Genomic DNA, 19,480 nt, shown 5'->3' on the forward strand with positions numbered 1-19,480 from the left:
TTTAGTGTACCAAATATTTCCTGAAAAAGGTGACCATCATTTTCCGCATTGATTGTGAAAAGAATCTATGATGGGGCAATCTCCAAACAAAATTCCTGCCAAGGTCGCAAATCATCTAACAAACTAAGATAGTCCTCTCTGACCTCAGCAACCACATTAGCTTTTGAACTGACCGTAAAATTTTTCAAAGCAATTTGCAGTTCTCCCTTATATCGATGATAGCGGTCATTGTCAATAATAATGCTACCTCGTTTGACCTCCTTAGATTGGTCTCTTGGAGCAATCGATTCCTGAGCATAGACTAGACGTGGCATGGTTGATCGAATCACATAATCAGATACATCGCCACGATAACAATGCGGATAGCCAATGATTTGCTCCTCAACTTCTGTCAAATCGATGATAGGCCTAACCTTGATCGTCGTGACTGGTCTTGCTAAAGCTTGAGTACATGCTGCCAATTCTTCTTCCGAAATGAATTGGTTAGATATGAGGATATTATCAATGGTTCCTATCGCTTTCATTAATTCTACTTGCAGGCCAATGGGCAAGTGCCTATGGTCTTCCACTGTCGGCAAGCCTTCTGCCAGTAGCCAAGGGCCTTCAGATGCTGACTGAGCGGTAATAAAAGCAGCCGTTTCAATATCATGCTCATGATAAAAACGTGACATATCCTTAAAATGTTGCCATGACAAACCGGTAAATTCATGTGGATAAAAATTATGGCAACCAATAATATTGCTCCGTTCTGCATCTGTCGCTAGCAATGACATCAATAATTGTTTATCAGTGCTCATATTAAGTTCAATTTTAAGCCCAAAGGGATTTCTTGTTAAAGTTACAATCTCTGCTAGAGGGAGAGCCTCGTCTAAGCGTAAGCCCGCTAACCCGAAGGCATGAGCTCGTTCAATAAGCTGATCTGACCAACCAGCTTGGCTAATAAAGCTTGGACTAACGTCAGCAATCACTCGAATGCCTAATTGATTTGCATAAGCAATGAGCTCTGCGTAGCAATGAAACATCTGGTGATCAGCTGGTGCCAGCTGTAAGAGACTCATAAACAAGCGCTTGGCTCCATAGCTATGACATAAGTCAATATAAGCTTTACTCTTGGTAACATCATACCGCTCAGGGTATAGAGAAAATCCTAAATCAACCATATTGCCTCCTATTTATCAAAACCATTTGACTCGCTCAACGCCTTAAACCAGTAACCTGATTTTTTTATGGTTCGCTTTTGACTCTCTAAATCCAAAGCTACCAAACCATATCGGTTTTTATAAGCATTTAACCAAGACCAGCAATCAATAAAAGTCCACAAGAGGTAGCCTTTGCAGTTGGCTCCTTCTCCCAAAGCCTTATGAAGCTGGATAAGATGATCCTCGATAAAGGTGATGCGGTAGTCATCTTGTATCTGGCCATCTGCTAAAAAAGCTTCTTCACCTTCGACACCCATACCATTTTCCGTGACTAGCCATTCGATGTTACCATAGTGTTCTTTTAAATTAAGGGCAATATCATAAAGTCCTGGTTCATAAATTTCCCAACCCCGGTGAGGATTGACTTTTTTACCAGGCATATCATAAGGTTCAAAATAAATATCTAAGATAAGGAGGTCCCCCTCTTGCTGTGACTTACTAGGTGCCTGAACCCGCAAAGGCTGATAATAATTAACTCCCAAAAAATCAACAGTATTGTTTTTGATAATCTCTAATTCATCAGCACTATATTGAGGTAATAAATCAGCTTCCTCTAAAATGGAAACTAACTCTGCTGGGTAAACACCCAAAACTGATGGATCTAGGAAGGATTTGGTTTGGAAAAGCTCTGCGATTCTAGCAGCCTTGACATCTTCAGGAGCATTACTCCGAGGATAAGCAGGTGTCATGTTAAGCACAATACTAATCTTGTGGTCGGGATGAAGCTTATGACAAGCTTTGACCGCCAGTGAACTGGCCAGTTGTGTGTTGTAAGCCACTTGAACTGCTGCCTTGGCATCTACTTTACAAGGGTAGTGATAATAACCTAAATAGCCACATTCGACTGGAACAATCGGTTCATTAAAGGTAATCCAAGTGTTTACTAAATCACCAAAAAGCTCAAAACAGGTTTTTGCGTAGGTTTCATAAGCCCAGACAGTAGCTTTGTTTTCCCAGCCACCTTTTTCTTGCAAGGCATAGGGGAGGTCAAAATGATAGAGGTTAACAATCAATTTAATACCTTGAGCAATAATGTCTTGAAATACTTCTCGGTAAAATGTCACCGCCTTTGGATTAACCTCCCCGACTCCTTCTGGAATCAATCGAGACCACTGGATTGAGGTCCGAAAAATCGTGTGGCCTGTTTCTTTCAAAAGGGCAATGTCACCCTTATAGTTTTCATAAAAGGTTGAGGTTTTTTCTGGACCAATTTGGTGATGAAACTTAGCTGACTCAATACTAAACCAGTAATCCCAGTTGCTAGGTCCTTTGCCATCTCCAGGAACCGTTCCTTCGCTTTGAGGCCCAGATGTGGAACTTCCCCATAAAAAGCCATCTGGAAATTGATAACGGTGTTTTCTTTGTTTCATATCCTTTGTCCTTTCTTTGCTCACTTCTCTTTTTATTATAAGAAGAAAAACAGGTGATGTAAACGCTTTAAAAAATCTGTTTTTTCCTTATCATCACGGAAAATAAGTGATTTAAAGCTTGACATATTTTATTATCTTAAAGAGCCTATCTAACCTGCCCTGCTACTTCTTATCAAAACCAAGCCCCTATTGACAGATGCCTTAGCCTATGTTTGAATAGGGGTATGGCTTATTTAAACTACTTTACAAAAACCGAGTGGGCACTTTGGTTAAGCTCTGTCTTGGCCATTTTAATTAGCGCCCTTTTATTCGGTAAGCAAGCTCCCTTAGCTTTAATAGCTTCTTTGATTGGTGTGACCTCTCTCATTTTTAGTGCTAAAGCTAATCCTATTGGTCAAGGGCTCGTCATTATTTTTTCCATTATCTATGCCTATCTTTCATTACGAAACAGTTACTATGGAGAGTTAATGACCTATCTTTTTATGACCCTCCCTATGACTATTTTTTCACTTTTTACTTGGTTAAACCATCCTTTTGAAGGGAAAAAATCACAAGTGACTATTTCACGATTAACACCCACTGATCGAAGATGTCTTTTCGTTTTTACTATACTGATCACTCTTATTTTCTACAGCATCTTGGCTTCTATTCAAACAGCCTATTTACTTGTCTCCACTTTATCGATTGCCACTTCTTTCTCAGCGGTTTATCTCAGCTATAAGCGCAGCCCTTATTTTGCTTTAGCATACGGGCTCAATGATCTAGTCCTCATTCTCTTATGGATGCATGCTGCTCAAACAGATGCCAGCCAATATGCTGTGGTCATCTGCTTTGCCACCTTTCTTATTAATGATAGTTACACTTTTTATAATTGGCTAATGCTCCAACGTTACCAAGAAAAAAAGGTCAAAAAAGGATGAGGGCCTAAGCCTCATCCTTTTTCAATTTTTCACGTTCTAAGCGCAAACGTCTATTGGGATTTAAAAGATTAAACAATTCTTCTAATTTCTCAGCATTCCAAACATCTGCTGCCGATACAAAATTTCCATCCTTATCCTTAAAGGATATCGGTTTATCACCCATAATCAGAAACCTCCATCTTAAAGATAACACACAAGAGCACTATCACACTGCTATTGTAATAGATTGCCTTAATCCACAAATTCAAATTCAAACTTGCCAATACGAACAGGATCCCCATCTTTTGCTCCACGTTCACGAAGAGCTTCGTCAACCCCCATACCGCGCAATTGACGGGCAAATTTCATGATGGACTCATCACGTTCCATATTGGTCATGACAAAGAGACGTTCTAACTTCTCACCAGACAAGACCCAAGTAGCGTCATCGTCACGTGTGATCTCAAAGTCTTTTTCAGTCTCAGCAAAGCCATAGTAAGCTTCCTCGTCCACCAGATCAGATTCATCATATAATAAGAATTCGTCTGTTTTAGCGAGTAATTCTGCCGTTGCTTCTAACAAGTTCTCTAAGCCTTGATGTGCTAGGCTTGAAATAGGGAAAATCATTGGCAAATCATCAAACTCGTCATATTGGGCAGCCAATTTTTTCTTGAAGGCTTTCAAGTTTTCTTGAGCCTCTGGTATGTCCATTTTATTAGCCACAATAATCTGTGGGCGCTCCATCAATCGCAAATTATAGGTTTCCAGCTCGTTATTAATGGAAACATAATCTTCGTAAGGATCACGACCCTCACTAGCAGACATGTCAATCACATGAAGAATAACCCGTGTCCGCTCGATATGACGGAGGAATTGAGTTCCTAAACCAACCCCTTGGCTAGCACCTTCAATCAAACCTGGCAGATCTGCCATAGCAAAGCTATCACCTGACTTTGTACGAACCATTCCAAGATTAGGAACAATAGTGGTAAAATGATAGGCACCAATTTTCGGTTTAGCTGATGACACAACACTTAACAAGGTTGATTTCCCAACAGATGGGAATCCGACCAAGCCAACGTCAGCTAAGATTTTGAGTTCTAACTCTAACTGACGTTCCTCACCTGGCTCACCATTTTCAGCAATCTCTGGCGCAGGATTACGAGGAGTTGCAAAACGAATATTCCCACGGCCACCACGACCACCCTTAGCAATGACCACTTCTTGACCATGTTCTACTAAGTCTGTAATTACTTTTCCAGTTTCAGCATCACGAACCGTTGTCCCTTGAGGAACAAAGACAATCAAATCTTCTGCACCACGGCCGTGCATGCCTTTGGTCATACCTTTTTCACCAGATTTCGCCTTGAATTTACGATTATACCGGAAATCCATCAAGGTACGCAAACCTTCGTCCACTCGGAAGATAACTGAGCCACCTTTACCGCCGTCTCCTCCCCAAGGACCGCCATTTGGGACGTACTTTTCACGACGAAAAGCTACCATACCATCGCCACCACGGCCTGCTTGGACACTGATTTTTGCCGTATCTAAAAACATACTCATACTTTTTTTATTCTCTAACTTTCTTTTACTTTAAAAAAACGCCTTTCAGCGTTTCCTTACATTAATACTGATAGGGCACTCGCAATAAGCCCGCCAACAGTTACAAGAACCATTAGGATAACAACAAACATTGTCACTTTTTCAAAGGTTGTTTTTTTGCGAGGTCCATTTTCTCCAAATGCCACATTAAATACCTCATCTATTGATTTTTCTTCTTATATCTTAACATGAAAGATCGTTTTAGGCAAATATCAGATGAATATTTACGCTATGTAGGCTATTACTGAGTATTGTATCTTGTGAATTTCATATGAATATGATACATTAGCATTTGCAAAATAATGTTACAGATAAAAACCTCCTCGTCTGGTGAACTGCACCCCAAAAGTTAGACACAAAATCTAACGATTGGGGTGCTATTTTTTTATGAAATTTAATCAAGAAACGAAAGTTAAGATTTATGAGTTACGGCAAATGGGAGAGTCCATTAAATCCATATCAAAAAAGTTTGATATGGCAGAATCCGATCTCAAATATATGATTCGCTTGATTGATAGGTATGGGGTAACCATTGTTCAAAAATGTAAGAATCATTATTATTCTCCAGAACTGAAGCAAGAGATAATAAATAAAGTCCTGATTGACGGCCAATCTCAGAAACAAACATCCTTAGATTATGCTTTACCAACTTCTAGTATGCTCTCAAGGTGGATAGCGCAATACAAGAAAAACGGTTATACTATTCTTGAAAAACCAAGAGGGAGACCGAGTAAGATGGGGCGTAAACGTAAGAAAAATTTGGAAGAGATGACAGAGGTTGAACGTCTTCAGAAGGAATTAGAATACCCTAGAGCGGAGAATGCTGTGCTAAAAAAGCTGAGAGAATACCGCTTGAGGGACGAAGCAAAACTCAAAGAGCAACAGAAATCATTCAAGCATTAAGGAATCAATTTCCCTTAGAGATGCTACTTGAAATCCTTGATTTATCACGCTCCACCTATTACTATCAAGTGAAGCGACTAGCTCAAGGAGATAAGGATATAGAACTAAAGCATGTGATTCGAGAGATTTATGATGAGCATAAAGGTAATTACGGTTATCGTCGTATTCATATGGAGTTGCGTAACCGAGGATTTGTGGTCAATCATAAAAAAGTTCAACGTCTCATGAAAGTCATGGGCCTAGCAGCCCGCATTCGTCGGAAGCGCAAGTATTCTTCTTACAAAGGAGAGGTTGGTAAGAAGGCTGATAATCTGATTAAACGTCACTTCGAAGGCTCTAAACCTTACGAAAAATGTTACACTGATGTGACGGAGTTTGCCCTACCTGAAGGGAAGCTTTATCTATCGCCAGTTTTTGATAGCTATAACTGTGAGATTATTGATTTCACTCTGTCTCGGTCTCCTAACTTGAAACAGGCTCAAACCATGCTTGAGAAGACTTTTCCAGCGGATTCATACAGCGGAACTATTCTTCATAGTGACCAGGGGTGGCAATACCAACACCAGTCCTACCATGATTTTTTAGAGTCTAAAGGTATTCTGCCATCCATGTCCCGCAAAGGGAATAGCCCGGATAACGGCATGATGGATTCCTTCTTTGGCATTCTCAAATCTGAAATGTTTTATGGACTCGAGACAACTTATCAATCACTTGACAAGCTTGAAGAAGCTATTACAGATTACATTTTTTACTACAACAACAAACGAATTAAAGCAAAACTAAAAGGACTTAGTCCTGTCCAATACAGAACTAAATCCTTTCAATAATTATTTGTCCAACTTTTTGGGGTCAGTACTGACCGGGGAGGTTTCTTTTTATAGTGAGCTCTGACAATAAGGTGCCAGGCTCTGCAATTCCTCAGGCGTCAGGCGCCTAAACTCCCCTTCTGCAAGGCTAGGGTCTAGTTTTAATGGTCCCATGCTGAGACGCTGTAAGTCAAGCACTTCCTTTCCACAGGCTGCTACCATGCGTTTCACCTGATGGAATTTTCCTTCTTGTATGGTAATTTTAACCAAACTTGTTTGCTGCTGTAAATCACTAGCAAGCACTTCTAAATGAGCAGGTAGGCACTGGTGATCCTTTAAGGAAATACCTCTAGCAAAATAATCTTTATCAGCTTCAGTCATGATGCCTGCTACTTTAGCCAAGTACTCTTTCGTAACATGTTTTTTAGGGGATAAAAGGTCATGGGCTAGTTGTCCATTATTGGTCAAGAGCAAAAGTCCACGGGTATCCTTATCTAACCTACCCACAGGAAAAACTGCTTTTTGCCTAGCCGTGTCATCTAACAACTCCATAACAGTAGCCTGCTGTCTGTCCTGGGTTGCTGACACATACCCTGACGGCTTGTTTAACAGGTAATAAACAAAGGATTCATAGACCAAGGGCGTGCCTTGATACGTCACCAAATCCTTGTATTCATCAATGTGTGCTTTGGCAGAGGTTTCAACCTTTTGATTGACGAAAATAGCCTTCTTTTTTAAGAGAAGTTTGACTTGGCTCCTAGTTCCAACACCAGTTGCCACTAAAAATTTATCTAAGCGCATCATAACCCTTTCAAAGAAAATTCATTATTAAGTATAACATAAAAAAACAGTAGTTTCATGACTGTAAGCGCTTAATATATTATAATAGGCTTATAGAAACGAGGAGATTAACTTATGACTATTTATTCTCACACTTATGAAACCCGTCCCAATCATTCGGCTAAAGCCATGGGCTCAGGAACGCTGAATGTCCTAGCTACTCCTGCTCTTGTTGCTTTTATGGAAAATGCTTCTTACTTATTTGCCCAAGAACAGCTCGACAGTGACTTTACAACGGTTGGCAGCGAGATAGCTATCCAACATTTGGCAGCTTCAGCCATTGGAGATCCTGTTACAATTATCATTACAGCCCTTAAAGAAGAAGGCCGAAAATACGATTTCCGCTTGGAAGCTTTTGTGGGAGAACAACTCATTGGAAAAGCCTGTCATACTAGAGTTAGGGTGAACAGTAAACATTTTATGGCCAAAGTAGCGGAGTAAAACAAAAGAAAAGAACCAAAAAGGTAAGCAATCCCTAAGTGCTTACCTTTTTGGTTATCTCAATCAATAAAATAGCTTTGTGAGTGAAAGTAACTCAAATACTAACACCCATCTCTTTGCTAACGCAATTGTTGGTAGCGTTCTGCTTTTAACTGACCAATAGACCACATGGCTCCAAAACTAATCACATACAGAGAAGCTAGGAAAATCATGACCATTGAAATACCTGAGGCATCTAAAATACTACCAATAGCAACGGACGAAAATCCTCCTAGAGCACGGCCAACATTCAAAATAACATTATTAGCCGTGGATCGAATGTGATGGGGATAAAGTCTGGTAATCATAGCCCCGTAGCCAGCAAACATCCCATTGACAAAAAAACCGACAATAGCACCTCCAATAACCATACTCGCCATGGAATTGGCAAATTGAAAAAGGTAAACACAAATAGATGATGCTAATAAAAAGAGGGAATAAATCAGACGTGGACCAAAGCAATCTAAAAGCTGACCAAAATACAGCATCCCCAAACACATGCCGACAATAGTAGCCACCATCCACAAGGACGAACTTTTTACTGAAAGGTTTAAGCTTGTTTGAATAATGGTTGGCAACCAATTCATCATTCCAAAATAGCCCGCAATCTGCACAGTCGTCATGACCATTAAAGCAAGGGTTTGAGCTGTTAAGGATTTTGTTTTGAATAGTTCATTGATTTTAATTGGTTGACTGCATTCTTCCTCCTCTTGCCCATAATGATCCCAAATTTTTTGGTCATCTATGGCTAAAGTCATCCAAATCACCAAGAGAATCGGAAGTAATCCAAAGAGAAAAAGGCCACGCCAGCCTAGACTTGGAGCCAGCCACCCTGCTAAAAGAGCCGAACTAATAGAGCCAAGCTGGCCAGCAATACCATTTAAAGAAGACATCCGACCCATTTTTTCTGGTGGTACAATCCCTGCCATTATGGCAATGGCTACACCGTACTCACCTCCAACTCCTATGCCAGCAATAAATCGCATCAGGTACAGGTAGGGCAAAGACTGGGTAAAATAAATTAATCCTGTTGCTACTGAAAACAGTAAAATCGTCCATTTAAAGACCTTAAACTTGTGGTGCCTATCAGCCAGCAACCCGAATAAGAGGCCTCCCACCAACATTCCTAAATTGGTAATGGTCGCAATCCAGCCACCCTGAGTGCCACTAAGACCCAAGTCTGTCATAATGGAAGACATGGAAAAGGCAAGAAACATGACATTCAAGTCATCCGTTCCTGAAGCTGCAATAGCTGCCACTAAAGCTCGCTTATTTGTGGTGTCCAATGATAATGTTGACATAATTGTCTCCTTCTTAATAGTAGCTCACTGACTACCTTAATTAATTGAATACCCTTTGTCCAAAGGTCAAAAAAAGACTTGGAAACAAGTCCGCAAGTCCATCAAAGTTCACTAAATAATAAGAGATGACAAAAAAACTCTCTTTACTGTTAAGACTTTCATGCTTCACGGAACATGTTTAAAGTAGTATTTAATTGTTACTAGTATAGTAAAGCTCATTTTAATTGTCAAGTTCTTTTGAACATAGCGGATACATTTTTCTTCTAAGAACCAAGCCTAAGTTTTTTTAAAAAGTCACAAAATGAGGTATCCCTGCAAAAAACCTTTTCTTTCTTGGAATTTCTTTGTTATAATGCTTTACAGAGGTGAAAAAATGAAGACTATTGCTTTTGATTCTAACAAGTATTTAAACTTGCAAAGAGATCATATTTTAGAACGTATCAGCCAATTTGATGGCAAGCTTTACATGGAATTTGGTGGTAAAATGTTAGAAGATTACCATGCTGCCCGTGTGCTTCCTGGCTATGAACCTGACAATAAGATTAAATTACTCAAAGAGCTCAAAGAACAAGTCGAAATTGTAATTGCCATTAACGCTAATAATATTGAACATTCTAAAGCGCGTGGTGATTTAGGCATTTCTTATGACCAAGAAGTCTTTCGCTTAATTGACAAATTTAACACGTTAGATATTTACGTAGGTTCTGTCGTTATTACTCAATACAATAACCAACCCGCTGCAGATGCCTTTCGCAAGCAACTCGAAAAAAATGGCATTGCTTCTTACCTGCATTATCCTATCAAGGGCTACCCGACAGATATTAATCATATTATCTCATCTGAGGGGATGGGGAAAAATAATTACATCAAAACGAGTCGTAACCTTATCGTTGTTACAGCACCAGGCCCTGGGTCTGGAAAATTAGCCACTTGCATGTCCCAAATGTATCACGACCAAATCAATGGGGTTAAGTCTGGCTATGCTAAATTTGAAACCTTCCCAGTTTGGAATCTTCCTCTTCATCACCCTGTCAATCTGGCTTATGAGGCAGCCACGGCAGACCTAGATGATGTGAATATGATTGACCCCTTCCATTTGGAAACTTATGGCAAAACGGCCGTTAATTACAACCGTGATATCGAGGTCTTTCCTGTCTTAAATCGGACCTTCGAGCGTATTTTGAGCAAGTCTCCTTATGCCTCACCAACCGATATGGGTGTTAACATGGTTGGTTTTTCTATCGTCAATGAAGAAGCTGCTATCGAAGCTTCTAAACAAGAAATCATCCGTCGTTATTACCAAACCCTCGTGGATTTCAAGGCAGAGCGAGTCACAGAATCTGCTGTCAAAAAAATTGAGCTCTTGATGAATGATATCGGTGTCACCCCTGACGATCGTCACGTTACTGTAGCTGCTCATCAAAAAGCAGAGCAAACAGGCCAACCTGCCCTTGCTCTCCAACTACCAAATGGGCAGATTGTGACAGGTAAAACATCTGAACTCTTTGGACCAACTGCAGCTGTTATCATCAATGCGATTAAAACCTTGGCAAAGATTGATAAAACCACTCATTTGATTGAACCCGAATACGTGAAACCTATTCAAGGCCTCAAAGTGAACCACTTAGGCAGTCACAATCCGCGGCTTCATTCCAATGAAATTCTGATTGCGTTGGCCATTACTGCTATGACTAGTGAAGAAGCTAATCTAGCCATGAAAGAACTTGGCAATTTGAAAGGTAGCGAAGCCCATTCTACCGTTATCTTAACCGAAGAAGATAAAAATGTACTCCGAAAACTTGGGGTAAATATTACCTTTGACCCTGTTTACCAACATCACAAACTTTACCGTAAATAAACCATAACCACCCGTCTAACGGGTGATTTATGGTATCTCTCAATAAAGGAAAAAAGTCCCAATTCTCAGAGAGTTGGGACTTTTTTAGCCTTCTATGATTCATTAATCACCCGTTATGACGTCGGCCAGTCACAAACATGGTCAAGCTTGTTTTTGTTAGAAGAGCTCCTGTTTGGTTATGAATCGTCACATCAACCACCTGCGTGGTTCGACCTCCATGAACCAATCGACCTTCAACCATCAGCTTGTCTCCCTTGTGCCCTGCTTTTAAATAGTTAGCATTGGCCTGTAAGGTGACAGATTCTACGCCAGTAGTTCTAGCAACCAAACCACCTACTTGATCACATAGAGTGAAAAGATAACCACCATGGGCATTCCCATAATAATTCAAAGCCGTCTCAGTCACTTCAGTACTTAAAATAAGGTGTCCTTTTTCAGCAAGTTCAATTTGGTAATTATCAAAAATACTAATAACATTTAAGGTCATCTCTTGTGTTAAATCTGACATTGTTTTTCTCTTTTCTAAGCTTAGTCTAAAAGCAATACAAGCCTCATTATACTACAAATAGGAACAGAAGGCAGAGCTCATGTTTCAAAAATCAGTAGCCTTTCCATCCTTTTCTAGCGTATTGAGCACTTCCAAGCATAAATGGAGCGCAAAACTAAAGGAATCAGCGCCCCAGTTGCGTTGATCGTAAACCTCTACATCTGCTAGAGTATCTGCTGTAAATAAGAGTTGCCCCCAAAGGATGCCTCTTAATTGAGCTACTGCTGCTAAGGCAGAACATTCCATCTCAACAACCGAACACCCTTCTTCCTGGCGATAAGCCACTTTTTCTTTGGTTTCTCGGTAAAAACCATCTGTTGACCAGGTGATGACCTCTTGATAAGCTAACCCCTGTGCTAAAAGCGTTTTCTCAATCAGTCTAAGCATCTTAGGATCAATATCAATATAACGAGATGGTGCCACGTAATGATAACTTGTTCCTTCATCTCGCAAAGCCTTAACTGGCACTAAAAAACGGTTTTCTGCGATAGGAACCAAAACGCCACAGGTTCCTGTACTGATCATTTCTTTAACCCCATAACCAATCAGCCAGTCCATGAATTGCGCCGCAGGAGCTGAGCCAACGGGAGCTTGAGCTAGGCAAATGTCTTGGCCTTTATAAGATATCTGATAAACAGGGTAAACCTTTGTGGCTGAAATGAATTCTGCTACTTTTTTACCTTGATGGTCTAAAGCAAAAGCTTCAATCTCGTCTTCTAAGAAAGCATAGACACACTTAGCTGGAAGCTAAATAGCTAGATAATGACGGCTGATGGATTACTATCACATTCTAAAAGGGGAATCTCGTGTTTGGTAATAGGCATTCGTTTCTCCTTATTTTTGTCATGTGGAGGCAGCTACCTTACTCCTTGATTAGCAACACTACGCACTCGACGTGATGCGTTTGCGGAAACAAATCTACGGGCTGTACTTTGGCCAGTTTGTAACCCAACTCTTGATAACGCTTTATGTCACGCGCCATGGTGGCTGGGTTGCAGGAAACGTAGGTAATTTTTTGTGGTCCCATTGCCACGCTGGCTTGGATGAAACTTTCTGTTAAGCCTTTTCGTGGCGGGTCTACCAGAATAACACTTGGTTTGATGCCATCTTTCGCCCATGTTGCCATGGCATGTTCTGCGGTATCTGCGACAAAGTAGGCATTGGTGATGCCATTAAGAGCGGCATTCTGTTGAGCATCTCTAACAGCTGCTTCAATCACTTCAACACCATAAACAGCTTTAACGGTTTTAGCAAATGATAGGCCAATGGTTCCGATACCTGAGTAGGCGTCAATCACAATATCATCTTTAGAAAGGTCTGAAAAGGCTATAGCTGTTTGATAGAGTTTTTCTGCCATAACCGTATTCACTTGGTAGAAAGACTGAGCAGAAATGGCATAGTTGTTTCCAAGCATGCTATCAGTAATGGTATCCTTGCCGTAAAGCGTTTTGAAATCTTTACCAAAGATTGCATTGGTGTTCTTATCATTAATATTTTGAATAATAGACACCACTGCTGGAAAAGCTTCAACGATTTTTTCAATGACTTGGTCAACACGGAAAACTTTTGGGCGTGTAGTCACTAAGACCAGCATCATTTCTCCAGAGTAATGACCTCGGCGAACAACAATATTTCTCAAGAGACCTGTTTGTTCTGTTTCGTCATACGGTTTAATATCAAAGCGGCGTAATAAATCACGGGTAAAATTAATGAGACGATCAATCTCTTTGTCCTGAATATAATAATCCGAAATAGGAATCAAGTCATGAGAATGCTTGCGGAAAAAGCCTGTTTCTAGCTGACCATTAACACGTCTAACAGGAACTTGAGCCTTATTTCGGTAAGCTAAAGGTTCTGTCATCCCAATCGTGCTTTCGACTGTCACGTCACTGATTCCAGCAATTTTATAGAGGCTGTCCTGAACTTGTTTCTTTTTGAAAGTCAGTTGGTCTTCATAAGTTAGATGTCCAAGGTCTGCAATGCCTGTTCGCAAATAAGTTAAATTGACATCTGCATTTCTAGCTGACGACAGGTAATGATAGGCTTCTACTTTGCCAAAACCGCTGTTTTTATTGACCTTTAAGACACGCATGTCAATCACTTCTTCTGGCAAGGCATTATCAACAAAGAAAACAAAACCATCGTGTTTAGCGACACCTGCTCCCTCATGGCTTAAATCTGAAATAGCAACTTGGATAATATCATTTTTTTTCAACATTCTTATTCTTTTTCCTTTTCTAGGGCTAACCATTGCTCAAAAAAGAAGAGCAACTTTAGTTACTCTCCATTATACCATATCTTAGCGCAGACCTAATTTGGCTAACGTTTTCTGATACTTATCAAAATCTATGTAAAGGGCTTGTCCTCCATACATATCGTATTCGTCAACCCAATCCCCATTTTCTGGGATGGTCACGTGCTCAACTCCATTTTTCCCACTTCCTAAAACAGAAACACCATTTTTAACAACAAATGGGAAAGAAACATTGGTCGAAGTCAGCGCATAGATTTTACCAATAGCCGCAGACCCTGTAAAGAGTTTAGTTGGGTCTTTGATTTGGGACATAACAGCTGACATAACCTGTTGCTGCCGGACGGTTCGTCCGAAATCTCCTTCGTCATCTTTACGGAAACGAGCATAGTTGAGCAAGGTTCTACCATCCATGCGTTGTTCTCCAACTTCGATGGTTTGGTTGGGAACAACCCCATTTTTCATTCGCAAGTCATCTGGAACTTCTACGGAGTCAACAGCTACACCACCTACTGTCGCAAATTTGGCATCAATCTTAACACCATTTGGAAACAAGGTGTCAATAGCTTCTGCAAATGTTTCAAAATCTACCATCACATAATACTTAATGTCGATATCAAAATTATGTTTTAAGGCCCGTCGAACGTACTCTGCTCCGTGGTGATCTTCTTGCTCTCCAAGATTAAATGCACTATTTAATTTAAGATCATACGAATTATCATTATAACTGTATCCTGGAATGTTAATCAAAGTGTCACGCATAAAAGAGACCATTTTTATTTTTTTAGCATGGTTGCCGACATTGACAACCATAATGGTATCTGTGCGAGCATCTGTAGAACCTTGAGTAACTCGTTGGTCAGAACCCAAAATCAGAATGTTCGTACCATCTTGAGTTTCTTGACCATCAAAAGCTTGGGAAACAGCTGGTTTGTAATTAGCTTTATTAGTAGAAATATCAAAAACCCCTTTTGCAAACATCAACCCTAACCCCATAAGCACAGTCATTAGCAATAAGCCAAGAATGTTAAAAAACCATTTCATACATCCTTTTTTCTTATGCTTCCTTTTTTGAGATCTAGGAAGAGCACAACGAGCAACAGACTCTGTTAAAAAAGCATCGTCTTCATCAATAGGCTGCGGAGCATCTATAGGTCTACGAGCTGTAAGTTTTGTTTTTTTGTTTAAATATCTGTCTTCTTTAGGATATATCGGTAAACCATATGGAACAAAAGAAGAGTCATGATTGACGTCATCATCTTCTAGTAAATCATTTGGTGAGTAGTCGTTATAGTAGTCATCTTCAAAGTAAGGTTCTTGCCGTTTTGACTTCCTATAATGCTGCTTAGAAGGAGCATAAGCTCGACCAATTTCCAATTTAGATTTTAAAAAAGCAAACTCTTTTTTTTCATTCTCACTAAGGTAACTCAAATTCCTTAGGAGATAAAAATAACGTAATTCTTCATGGTGACTAAGGCCACCCATGGGGTATTTTGTCATATCTTATCATCTCTTAGTATTACAATTGCACTTTTAACGAATACTACCATTATAACCTATATTAGCCAGATTGTCCTCTCAAAATTTTAATCATTATAGAATAATCAAGATTATTTCCTAATATTTAATAAAGCCAACTTGCCATAAGAAGTGCTTTAGACAGATACCTGTTTAAAACCATAAATATCAGATTACGACAATGACCTACTAATAACCCTCAATGATGTTGGCAACTTCTTCAGGCGTACGATGGTCAACTCTGATTACTAAATCTGAAAGTCCCTCATAAAATACCATACGTTGTTGATAAAATTCATAAAATGCTTCCTTAGAGTACTTAAGAAATAGAGGTCTTTGAGACTTTTTATCATGTTTTAAACGCTGGTACAAAGTTTCAAAAGAAGCTACCAATAAAATATTATGCTGGTGATTTTTTCTCAGTAATTGTCGATTTTCTTGTAAAACCACTACACCGCCACCTGTTACGATGATACTATTATCATTTGCAAACAATAGATCTTTTAACACTTGACTTTCAATTGTTCGAAATGCTATTTCTCCATGCTGTTCAAAAAAAGCTGCAATAGACATACCGATTTTAGCTTCAATAATAGCATCCATATCTTTACAGTGCATACTTAGGTGTTTCGAAACCGTTGTTTTCCCCACTCCCATAAATCCCAATAACACTTTAGTCATGACACAGCCTTTCTAAATCTTTGAAAAACGTTGGATAAGACGTCATGATGGCTTCTTCTTTATCCAAATGGACCTGTCCTTGTTTAACAAGCAAGGCTGCAATTGCTGTCATCATACCAATACGATGATCTCCATAGGTACTTGTGTTAGCCCCATATAGTACCGTAGGGCCTTTGATAATCATGCCATCTGCTGTCGCTTTGATATTAGCTCCCATACTGTTAAGAATATCAGTTACTACTTGAATACGATCTGTTTCTTTGACTCGTAATTCTTGAGCATCTTTAATACAGGTTGTTCCTTGTGCTTGGGTTGCAAGAAGTGCAATGATGGGCAGTTCATCAATCAATCGAGGGATAAGACCTCCTGATATGATAGTTCCTTTCATGTTAGAATATACCACTCGAATACTAGTTACTTGCTCTTTCTTATTCATATCTTCATAGACAATCTGTGCTCCCATTTTTTCAACCACTTCAAGAATCCCTGTTCGTGTCGGATTGACTCCAACATTCTTTAAAAGGAGCTCCGAACCAGGAATAATTAAGCCGGCGACAAGCCAAAAAGCTGCACTAGAAATATCTCCGGGGACAGTTATCTCTTGAGCAGTGAGCTGCTGGGGTCCCACCAAAGTAATGCGTTTACCATCAACTATCAATCGTCCACCAAATTGTTGAATCATTTCTTCTGTATGGTTTCGAGTAATCTCTTTTTCAACAACCTGTGTTGTTCCTTTTGCTTGCAAAGCTGCTAATAAAATAGCTGACTTAACCTGAGCAGAAGAGATAGGCAAGGTATATGTGATTGGTTGTAAATTACGATTACCTTGCAATTGTAGTGGAGGAAATTGCCTATCTGTTTCTCCAGATATCTCAACCCCCATTTGCTTTAACGGATAAACAATCCGATCCATAGGACGTTTGGATAAGCTTTCATCGCCAATCATTTTGACACTAAAAGGTTGACCTGCCAATAAGCCAGCAATGAGGCGCATAGAGGTTCCAGAATTTCCCATATTAAGTGTCTGACAAGGAGCGTTCAATCCTTGAAAACCTTGACCTTCTATCACAAGCTGGTCATCTTTTTCTTCGATACGGACCCCCAAATTCCTAAAGGCTTGAATCGTGGAAAGCACATCTTCTCCTTTTAAGAGTCCTTTTACTCGTGTTTCCCCTTTAGCAACGGCTCCTAATATGACTGCCCGGTGACTAATGGACTTGTCTCCTGGAACTTGAATCGTTCCCTGTAATGGTCCTGCATTTGTTCGCAATTTCATCCGTTTCATCTGCCTTTCTATTTGCTAAGATCAATGATTTTCTATTCATCCTCATAAAAAATGAAGCAAGAAAATAGTTTCTCACTCCACGACTTATTATCTTTTTTGTATCAATCAGTGTGACTATCTTCGATAGACTGTGAAGGAGATAGATCTGAATCATTCCCAAGTGTTTTTTTAAGGATAGCGATCATATCACCACTACGACCTTCTAATTTCCCCAAGGACATTTCTTGATAGGTCGCATTAAATATAGCTCCTAAAATCAGGATTCTTGCTAAGAAAATAAACCATAGCATGATGATAAAAATCATAACTGAACCAAACATTTTAATATCTACCATCCGCTCAACATTATACACAACGTAATTGCCAACCAGATTACTCAAAAATGTCATCACAAAAGATGTAAATAGGGTTCCTGGTAAAATGTAGCGAATTTTTTTAATCTTAACATTGGGTAATAAAAAATATAGTAGCATCAAGCCAACAAAAATAATCAAAACTGTAATAGGTTGAATGAGGAGCAAGAAAATCGTTGTGATATTATCACTCAAATGGTAATGCTTATCCAGCACTTGAATAGCAGCTTTAGAAAATATTGAAAAGATTAAGGCAAAGGCTAATAAAAATAAAATAATTAAACTGGTCAACAAACCAACCAAGTGTCCGATAAAGAAATCTCGATGCTGAGAAGCGCCATAGGCTTTATTAATAGCTTTTTGTAGCGATGTCAAACTTCGAGACATTGTCCATAATCCTGTCAAAGTCGCTACTCCCAAAACACTTCCAGACGGTTTAGAGAAAATATTTTCTACAATTGCAGAAGCCGGTCTAAAAATATCTTTAGGCAAATTTTGCTTCATTAAACGTAACAAATCAGCAATATCAATATTGAGGTAAGGAAAAATATTGGCTGCAATAACAATTAATGGAAAGGCCGTTAAGATAAGGTAATACGCAACCGCAATGGCAGATAAATCCATTTCTGCACTTTGTAAATGCCTCATAAAGACTTGAATGGGTTCATACTGCCACTTGGACAGTACCTTATCAAACCATTTTTTTTCTGCCATTTTAGTAAGTTCTTTCTTCTCCTTGACTTGTTAAAATAACGGGACCATCTTTAGTAATCACAAATTGGTGTTCGTATTGGCAAGATAAACCACCATCTAGGGTTTTATGAGCCCAACCTGTCTTGATGTCGGTATCAATTTCCCAAGTTCCTGTATTAATCATTGGCTCAACAGTCAAGACCATGCCTTCTTTTAGACGAAGTCCACGACCTGCTGTTCCATAGTTTGGTACCATTGGCTCTTCATGCATTGTAGGACCAACACCGTGACCAACAAGATCACGCACGACACCATAACCGAAGCTTTCAGCGTATTCTTGAACAGCTGCGCCAATATCACCAATACGATTGCCAATTACTGCTTTTTCAATACCACGGTACATGGCTTCTTTGGTGACATCCATTAATTGCTTTATTTCGTCAGACGGTGTTCCAACAGCATAAGCCCAACAAGAGTCAGCTAAACCACCGGTATAAGATCCTGTCCATTTCTTCATCTCAGGTACGTTATCAAAATCTAAAGCTGCTACATCAACAATTGATTTATCCAAAGGCTCACTGAGTACCATGTCAACTTTAAGCAAATCCCCTTCTTTCAGAATGTAATGACGGGGAAAGGCATGTGCTACTTCGTCATTTAGACCACAACAGGTCGCATAAGGATAGTCCATCATGTGACCATCAACCCCTATTTGCAAAGGAAGAACGTTGTCTTCTTTACAACGGCGACGAACATATGCTTCCACTTCCCACATATCCACACCAGGCTTAATAATATCCCTTAAGCCAATATGGATACCTGCTAAGAAGTCTCCTGCTCTATCCATCGCTTCTATTTCACGGGCTGATTTTAATGTTATCATTGTTTTGT

The 19,480-nt window shown here is 39.6% G+C and carries 18 protein-coding genes and 1 pseudogene; 4 read left to right on the forward strand and 15 right to left on the reverse strand.

What is annotated here, in order from left to right; genetic code table 11:
- Positions 1 to 65: 65 nt before the first annotated feature.
- The gene (locus B6D67_RS06090; protein ID WP_010922396.1) at positions 66 to 1,160 is read right to left on the reverse strand and encodes a DUF871 domain-containing protein; all 1,095 of its coding nucleotides are present in this window, start codon (positions 1,158 to 1,160) and stop codon (positions 66 to 68) included.
- 8 nt (positions 1,161 to 1,168) lie between these two features.
- Positions 1,169 to 2,569: a glycoside hydrolase family 1 protein gene (locus B6D67_RS06095; protein WP_010922397.1), complete on the reverse strand. Its 1,401-nt coding sequence runs from the start codon at positions 2,567 to 2,569 to the stop codon at positions 1,169 to 1,171.
- Between the two features lie 224 nt (positions 2,570 to 2,793).
- Here B6D67_RS06095 and pnuC point away from each other — a divergent pair, with 224 nt between their 5' ends.
- Positions 2,794 to 3,489 carry a nicotinamide riboside transporter PnuC gene (gene pnuC / locus B6D67_RS06100; protein WP_011285592.1) on the forward strand — a complete coding sequence of 232 codons (696 nt, stop codon included), beginning with the start codon at positions 2,794 to 2,796 and terminating at the stop codon, positions 3,487 to 3,489.
- A 4-nt stretch (positions 3,490 to 3,493) separates the two neighbouring features.
- On the opposite strand, the gene B6D67_RS06105 is transcribed toward pnuC, so the two are convergent.
- The 3 genes from B6D67_RS06105 to B6D67_RS06115 form a co-directional block, all read right to left on the reverse strand.
- Positions 3,494 to 3,652 carry a hypothetical protein gene (locus tag B6D67_RS06105; RefSeq protein WP_002984154.1) on the reverse strand — a complete coding sequence of 53 codons (159 nt, stop codon included), beginning with the start codon at positions 3,650 to 3,652 and terminating at the stop codon, positions 3,494 to 3,496.
- Between the two features lie 68 nt (positions 3,653 to 3,720).
- The gene (obgE, locus tag B6D67_RS06110; protein WP_020750251.1) at positions 3,721 to 5,034 is read right to left on the reverse strand and encodes a GTPase ObgE; all 1,314 of its coding nucleotides are present in this window, start codon (positions 5,032 to 5,034) and stop codon (positions 3,721 to 3,723) included.
- A 56-nt stretch (positions 5,035 to 5,090) separates the two neighbouring features.
- Positions 5,091 to 5,219 carry a DUF4044 domain-containing protein gene (locus B6D67_RS06115; protein WP_002989532.1) on the reverse strand — a complete coding sequence of 43 codons (129 nt, stop codon included), beginning with the start codon at positions 5,217 to 5,219 and terminating at the stop codon, positions 5,091 to 5,093.
- Positions 5,220 to 5,460: 241 nt separating this feature from the next.
- Between B6D67_RS06115 and B6D67_RS06120 the strand changes: the two genes are divergently transcribed.
- Positions 5,461 to 6,803, forward strand: a protein-coding gene (locus B6D67_RS06120; RefSeq protein ID WP_164875337.1) for an IS3 family transposase whose coding sequence is annotated in 2 segments (ribosomal slippage) — positions 5,461 to 5,911 and positions 5,911 to 6,803 — 1,344 coding nt in all. Because the reading frame shifts where the segments join, the coding sequence is not laid out codon by codon here.
- A 48-nt stretch (positions 6,804 to 6,851) separates the two neighbouring features.
- Here B6D67_RS06120 and B6D67_RS06125 read toward each other — a convergent pair.
- A complete protein-coding gene (locus tag B6D67_RS06125) occupies positions 6,852 to 7,583 on the reverse strand; it encodes a pseudouridine synthase (RefSeq protein ID WP_012560779.1) in 732 nt (243 codons plus the stop codon).
- Between the two features lie 114 nt (positions 7,584 to 7,697).
- On the opposite strand from B6D67_RS06125, the gene B6D67_RS06130 reads away from it, so the two are divergent.
- Positions 7,698 to 8,063 carry a thioesterase family protein gene (locus tag B6D67_RS06130; RefSeq protein WP_002984124.1) on the forward strand — a complete coding sequence of 122 codons (366 nt, stop codon included), beginning with the start codon at positions 7,698 to 7,700 and terminating at the stop codon, positions 8,061 to 8,063.
- A gap of 119 nt (positions 8,064 to 8,182) precedes the next feature.
- Here B6D67_RS06130 and B6D67_RS06135 read toward each other — a convergent pair whose 3' ends face one another.
- Positions 8,183 to 9,403: an MFS transporter gene (locus tag B6D67_RS06135; RefSeq protein WP_010922401.1), complete on the reverse strand. Its 1,221-nt coding sequence runs from the start codon at positions 9,401 to 9,403 to the stop codon at positions 8,183 to 8,185.
- 373 nt (positions 9,404 to 9,776) lie between these two features.
- Here B6D67_RS06135 and B6D67_RS06140 point away from each other — a divergent pair, with 373 nt between their 5' ends.
- Positions 9,777 to 11,261, forward strand: a complete 1,485-nt coding sequence (locus tag B6D67_RS06140; protein WP_015055963.1) for a DUF1846 domain-containing protein — start codon at positions 9,777 to 9,779, stop codon at positions 11,259 to 11,261.
- 106 nt (positions 11,262 to 11,367) lie between these two features.
- On the opposite strand, the gene B6D67_RS06145 is transcribed toward B6D67_RS06140, so the two are convergent.
- The 8 genes and pseudogenes from B6D67_RS06145 to B6D67_RS06180 form a co-directional block, all read right to left on the reverse strand.
- Positions 11,368 to 11,769, reverse strand: coding sequence for a PaaI family thioesterase (locus B6D67_RS06145; RefSeq protein WP_002984115.1), 402 nt, complete (start codon positions 11,767 to 11,769; stop codon positions 11,368 to 11,370).
- 84 nt (positions 11,770 to 11,853) lie between these two features.
- Positions 11,854 to 12,632, reverse strand: a pseudogene (locus tag B6D67_RS06150) (nucleoside phosphorylase).
- Between the two features lie 38 nt (positions 12,633 to 12,670).
- Entirely contained in the window at positions 12,671 to 14,026 is a 1,356-nt protein-coding gene (gene rlmD / locus B6D67_RS06155; RefSeq protein ID WP_011285595.1) for a 23S rRNA (uracil(1939)-C(5))-methyltransferase RlmD, read from the reverse strand.
- A gap of 81 nt (positions 14,027 to 14,107) precedes the next feature.
- Positions 14,108 to 15,559: an LCP family protein gene (locus B6D67_RS06160; protein WP_010922405.1), complete on the reverse strand. Its 1,452-nt coding sequence runs from the start codon at positions 15,557 to 15,559 to the stop codon at positions 14,108 to 14,110.
- 207 nt (positions 15,560 to 15,766) lie between these two features.
- Positions 15,767 to 16,258 (reverse strand): shikimate kinase, encoded by a 492-nt coding sequence (locus B6D67_RS06165; RefSeq protein ID WP_010922406.1) that lies wholly within the window; start codon positions 16,256 to 16,258, stop codon positions 15,767 to 15,769.
- Complete coding sequence (gene aroA, locus B6D67_RS06170; RefSeq protein ID WP_015055964.1) at positions 16,251 to 17,534, reverse strand: 3-phosphoshikimate 1-carboxyvinyltransferase; 1,284 nt, start codon at positions 17,532 to 17,534, stop codon at positions 16,251 to 16,253. Before aroA ends, B6D67_RS06165 begins: the two co-directional genes overlap by 8 nt.
- A 110-nt stretch (positions 17,535 to 17,644) precedes the next feature.
- Positions 17,645 to 18,610 carry a YihY/virulence factor BrkB family protein gene (locus B6D67_RS06175; protein WP_010922408.1) on the reverse strand — a complete coding sequence of 322 codons (966 nt, stop codon included), beginning with the start codon at positions 18,608 to 18,610 and terminating at the stop codon, positions 17,645 to 17,647.
- Between the two features lies 1 nt (position 18,611).
- A complete protein-coding gene (locus B6D67_RS06180; protein WP_002984100.1) occupies positions 18,612 to 19,472 on the reverse strand; it encodes a methionyl aminopeptidase in 861 nt (286 codons plus the stop codon).
- Between the last annotated feature and the right edge of the window lie 8 nt (positions 19,473 to 19,480).

This window comes from Streptococcus pyogenes, assembly GCF_002055535.1.
In the GTDB taxonomy this organism is placed as follows: Bacteria; Bacillota; Bacilli; order Lactobacillales; family Streptococcaceae; genus Streptococcus; species Streptococcus pyogenes.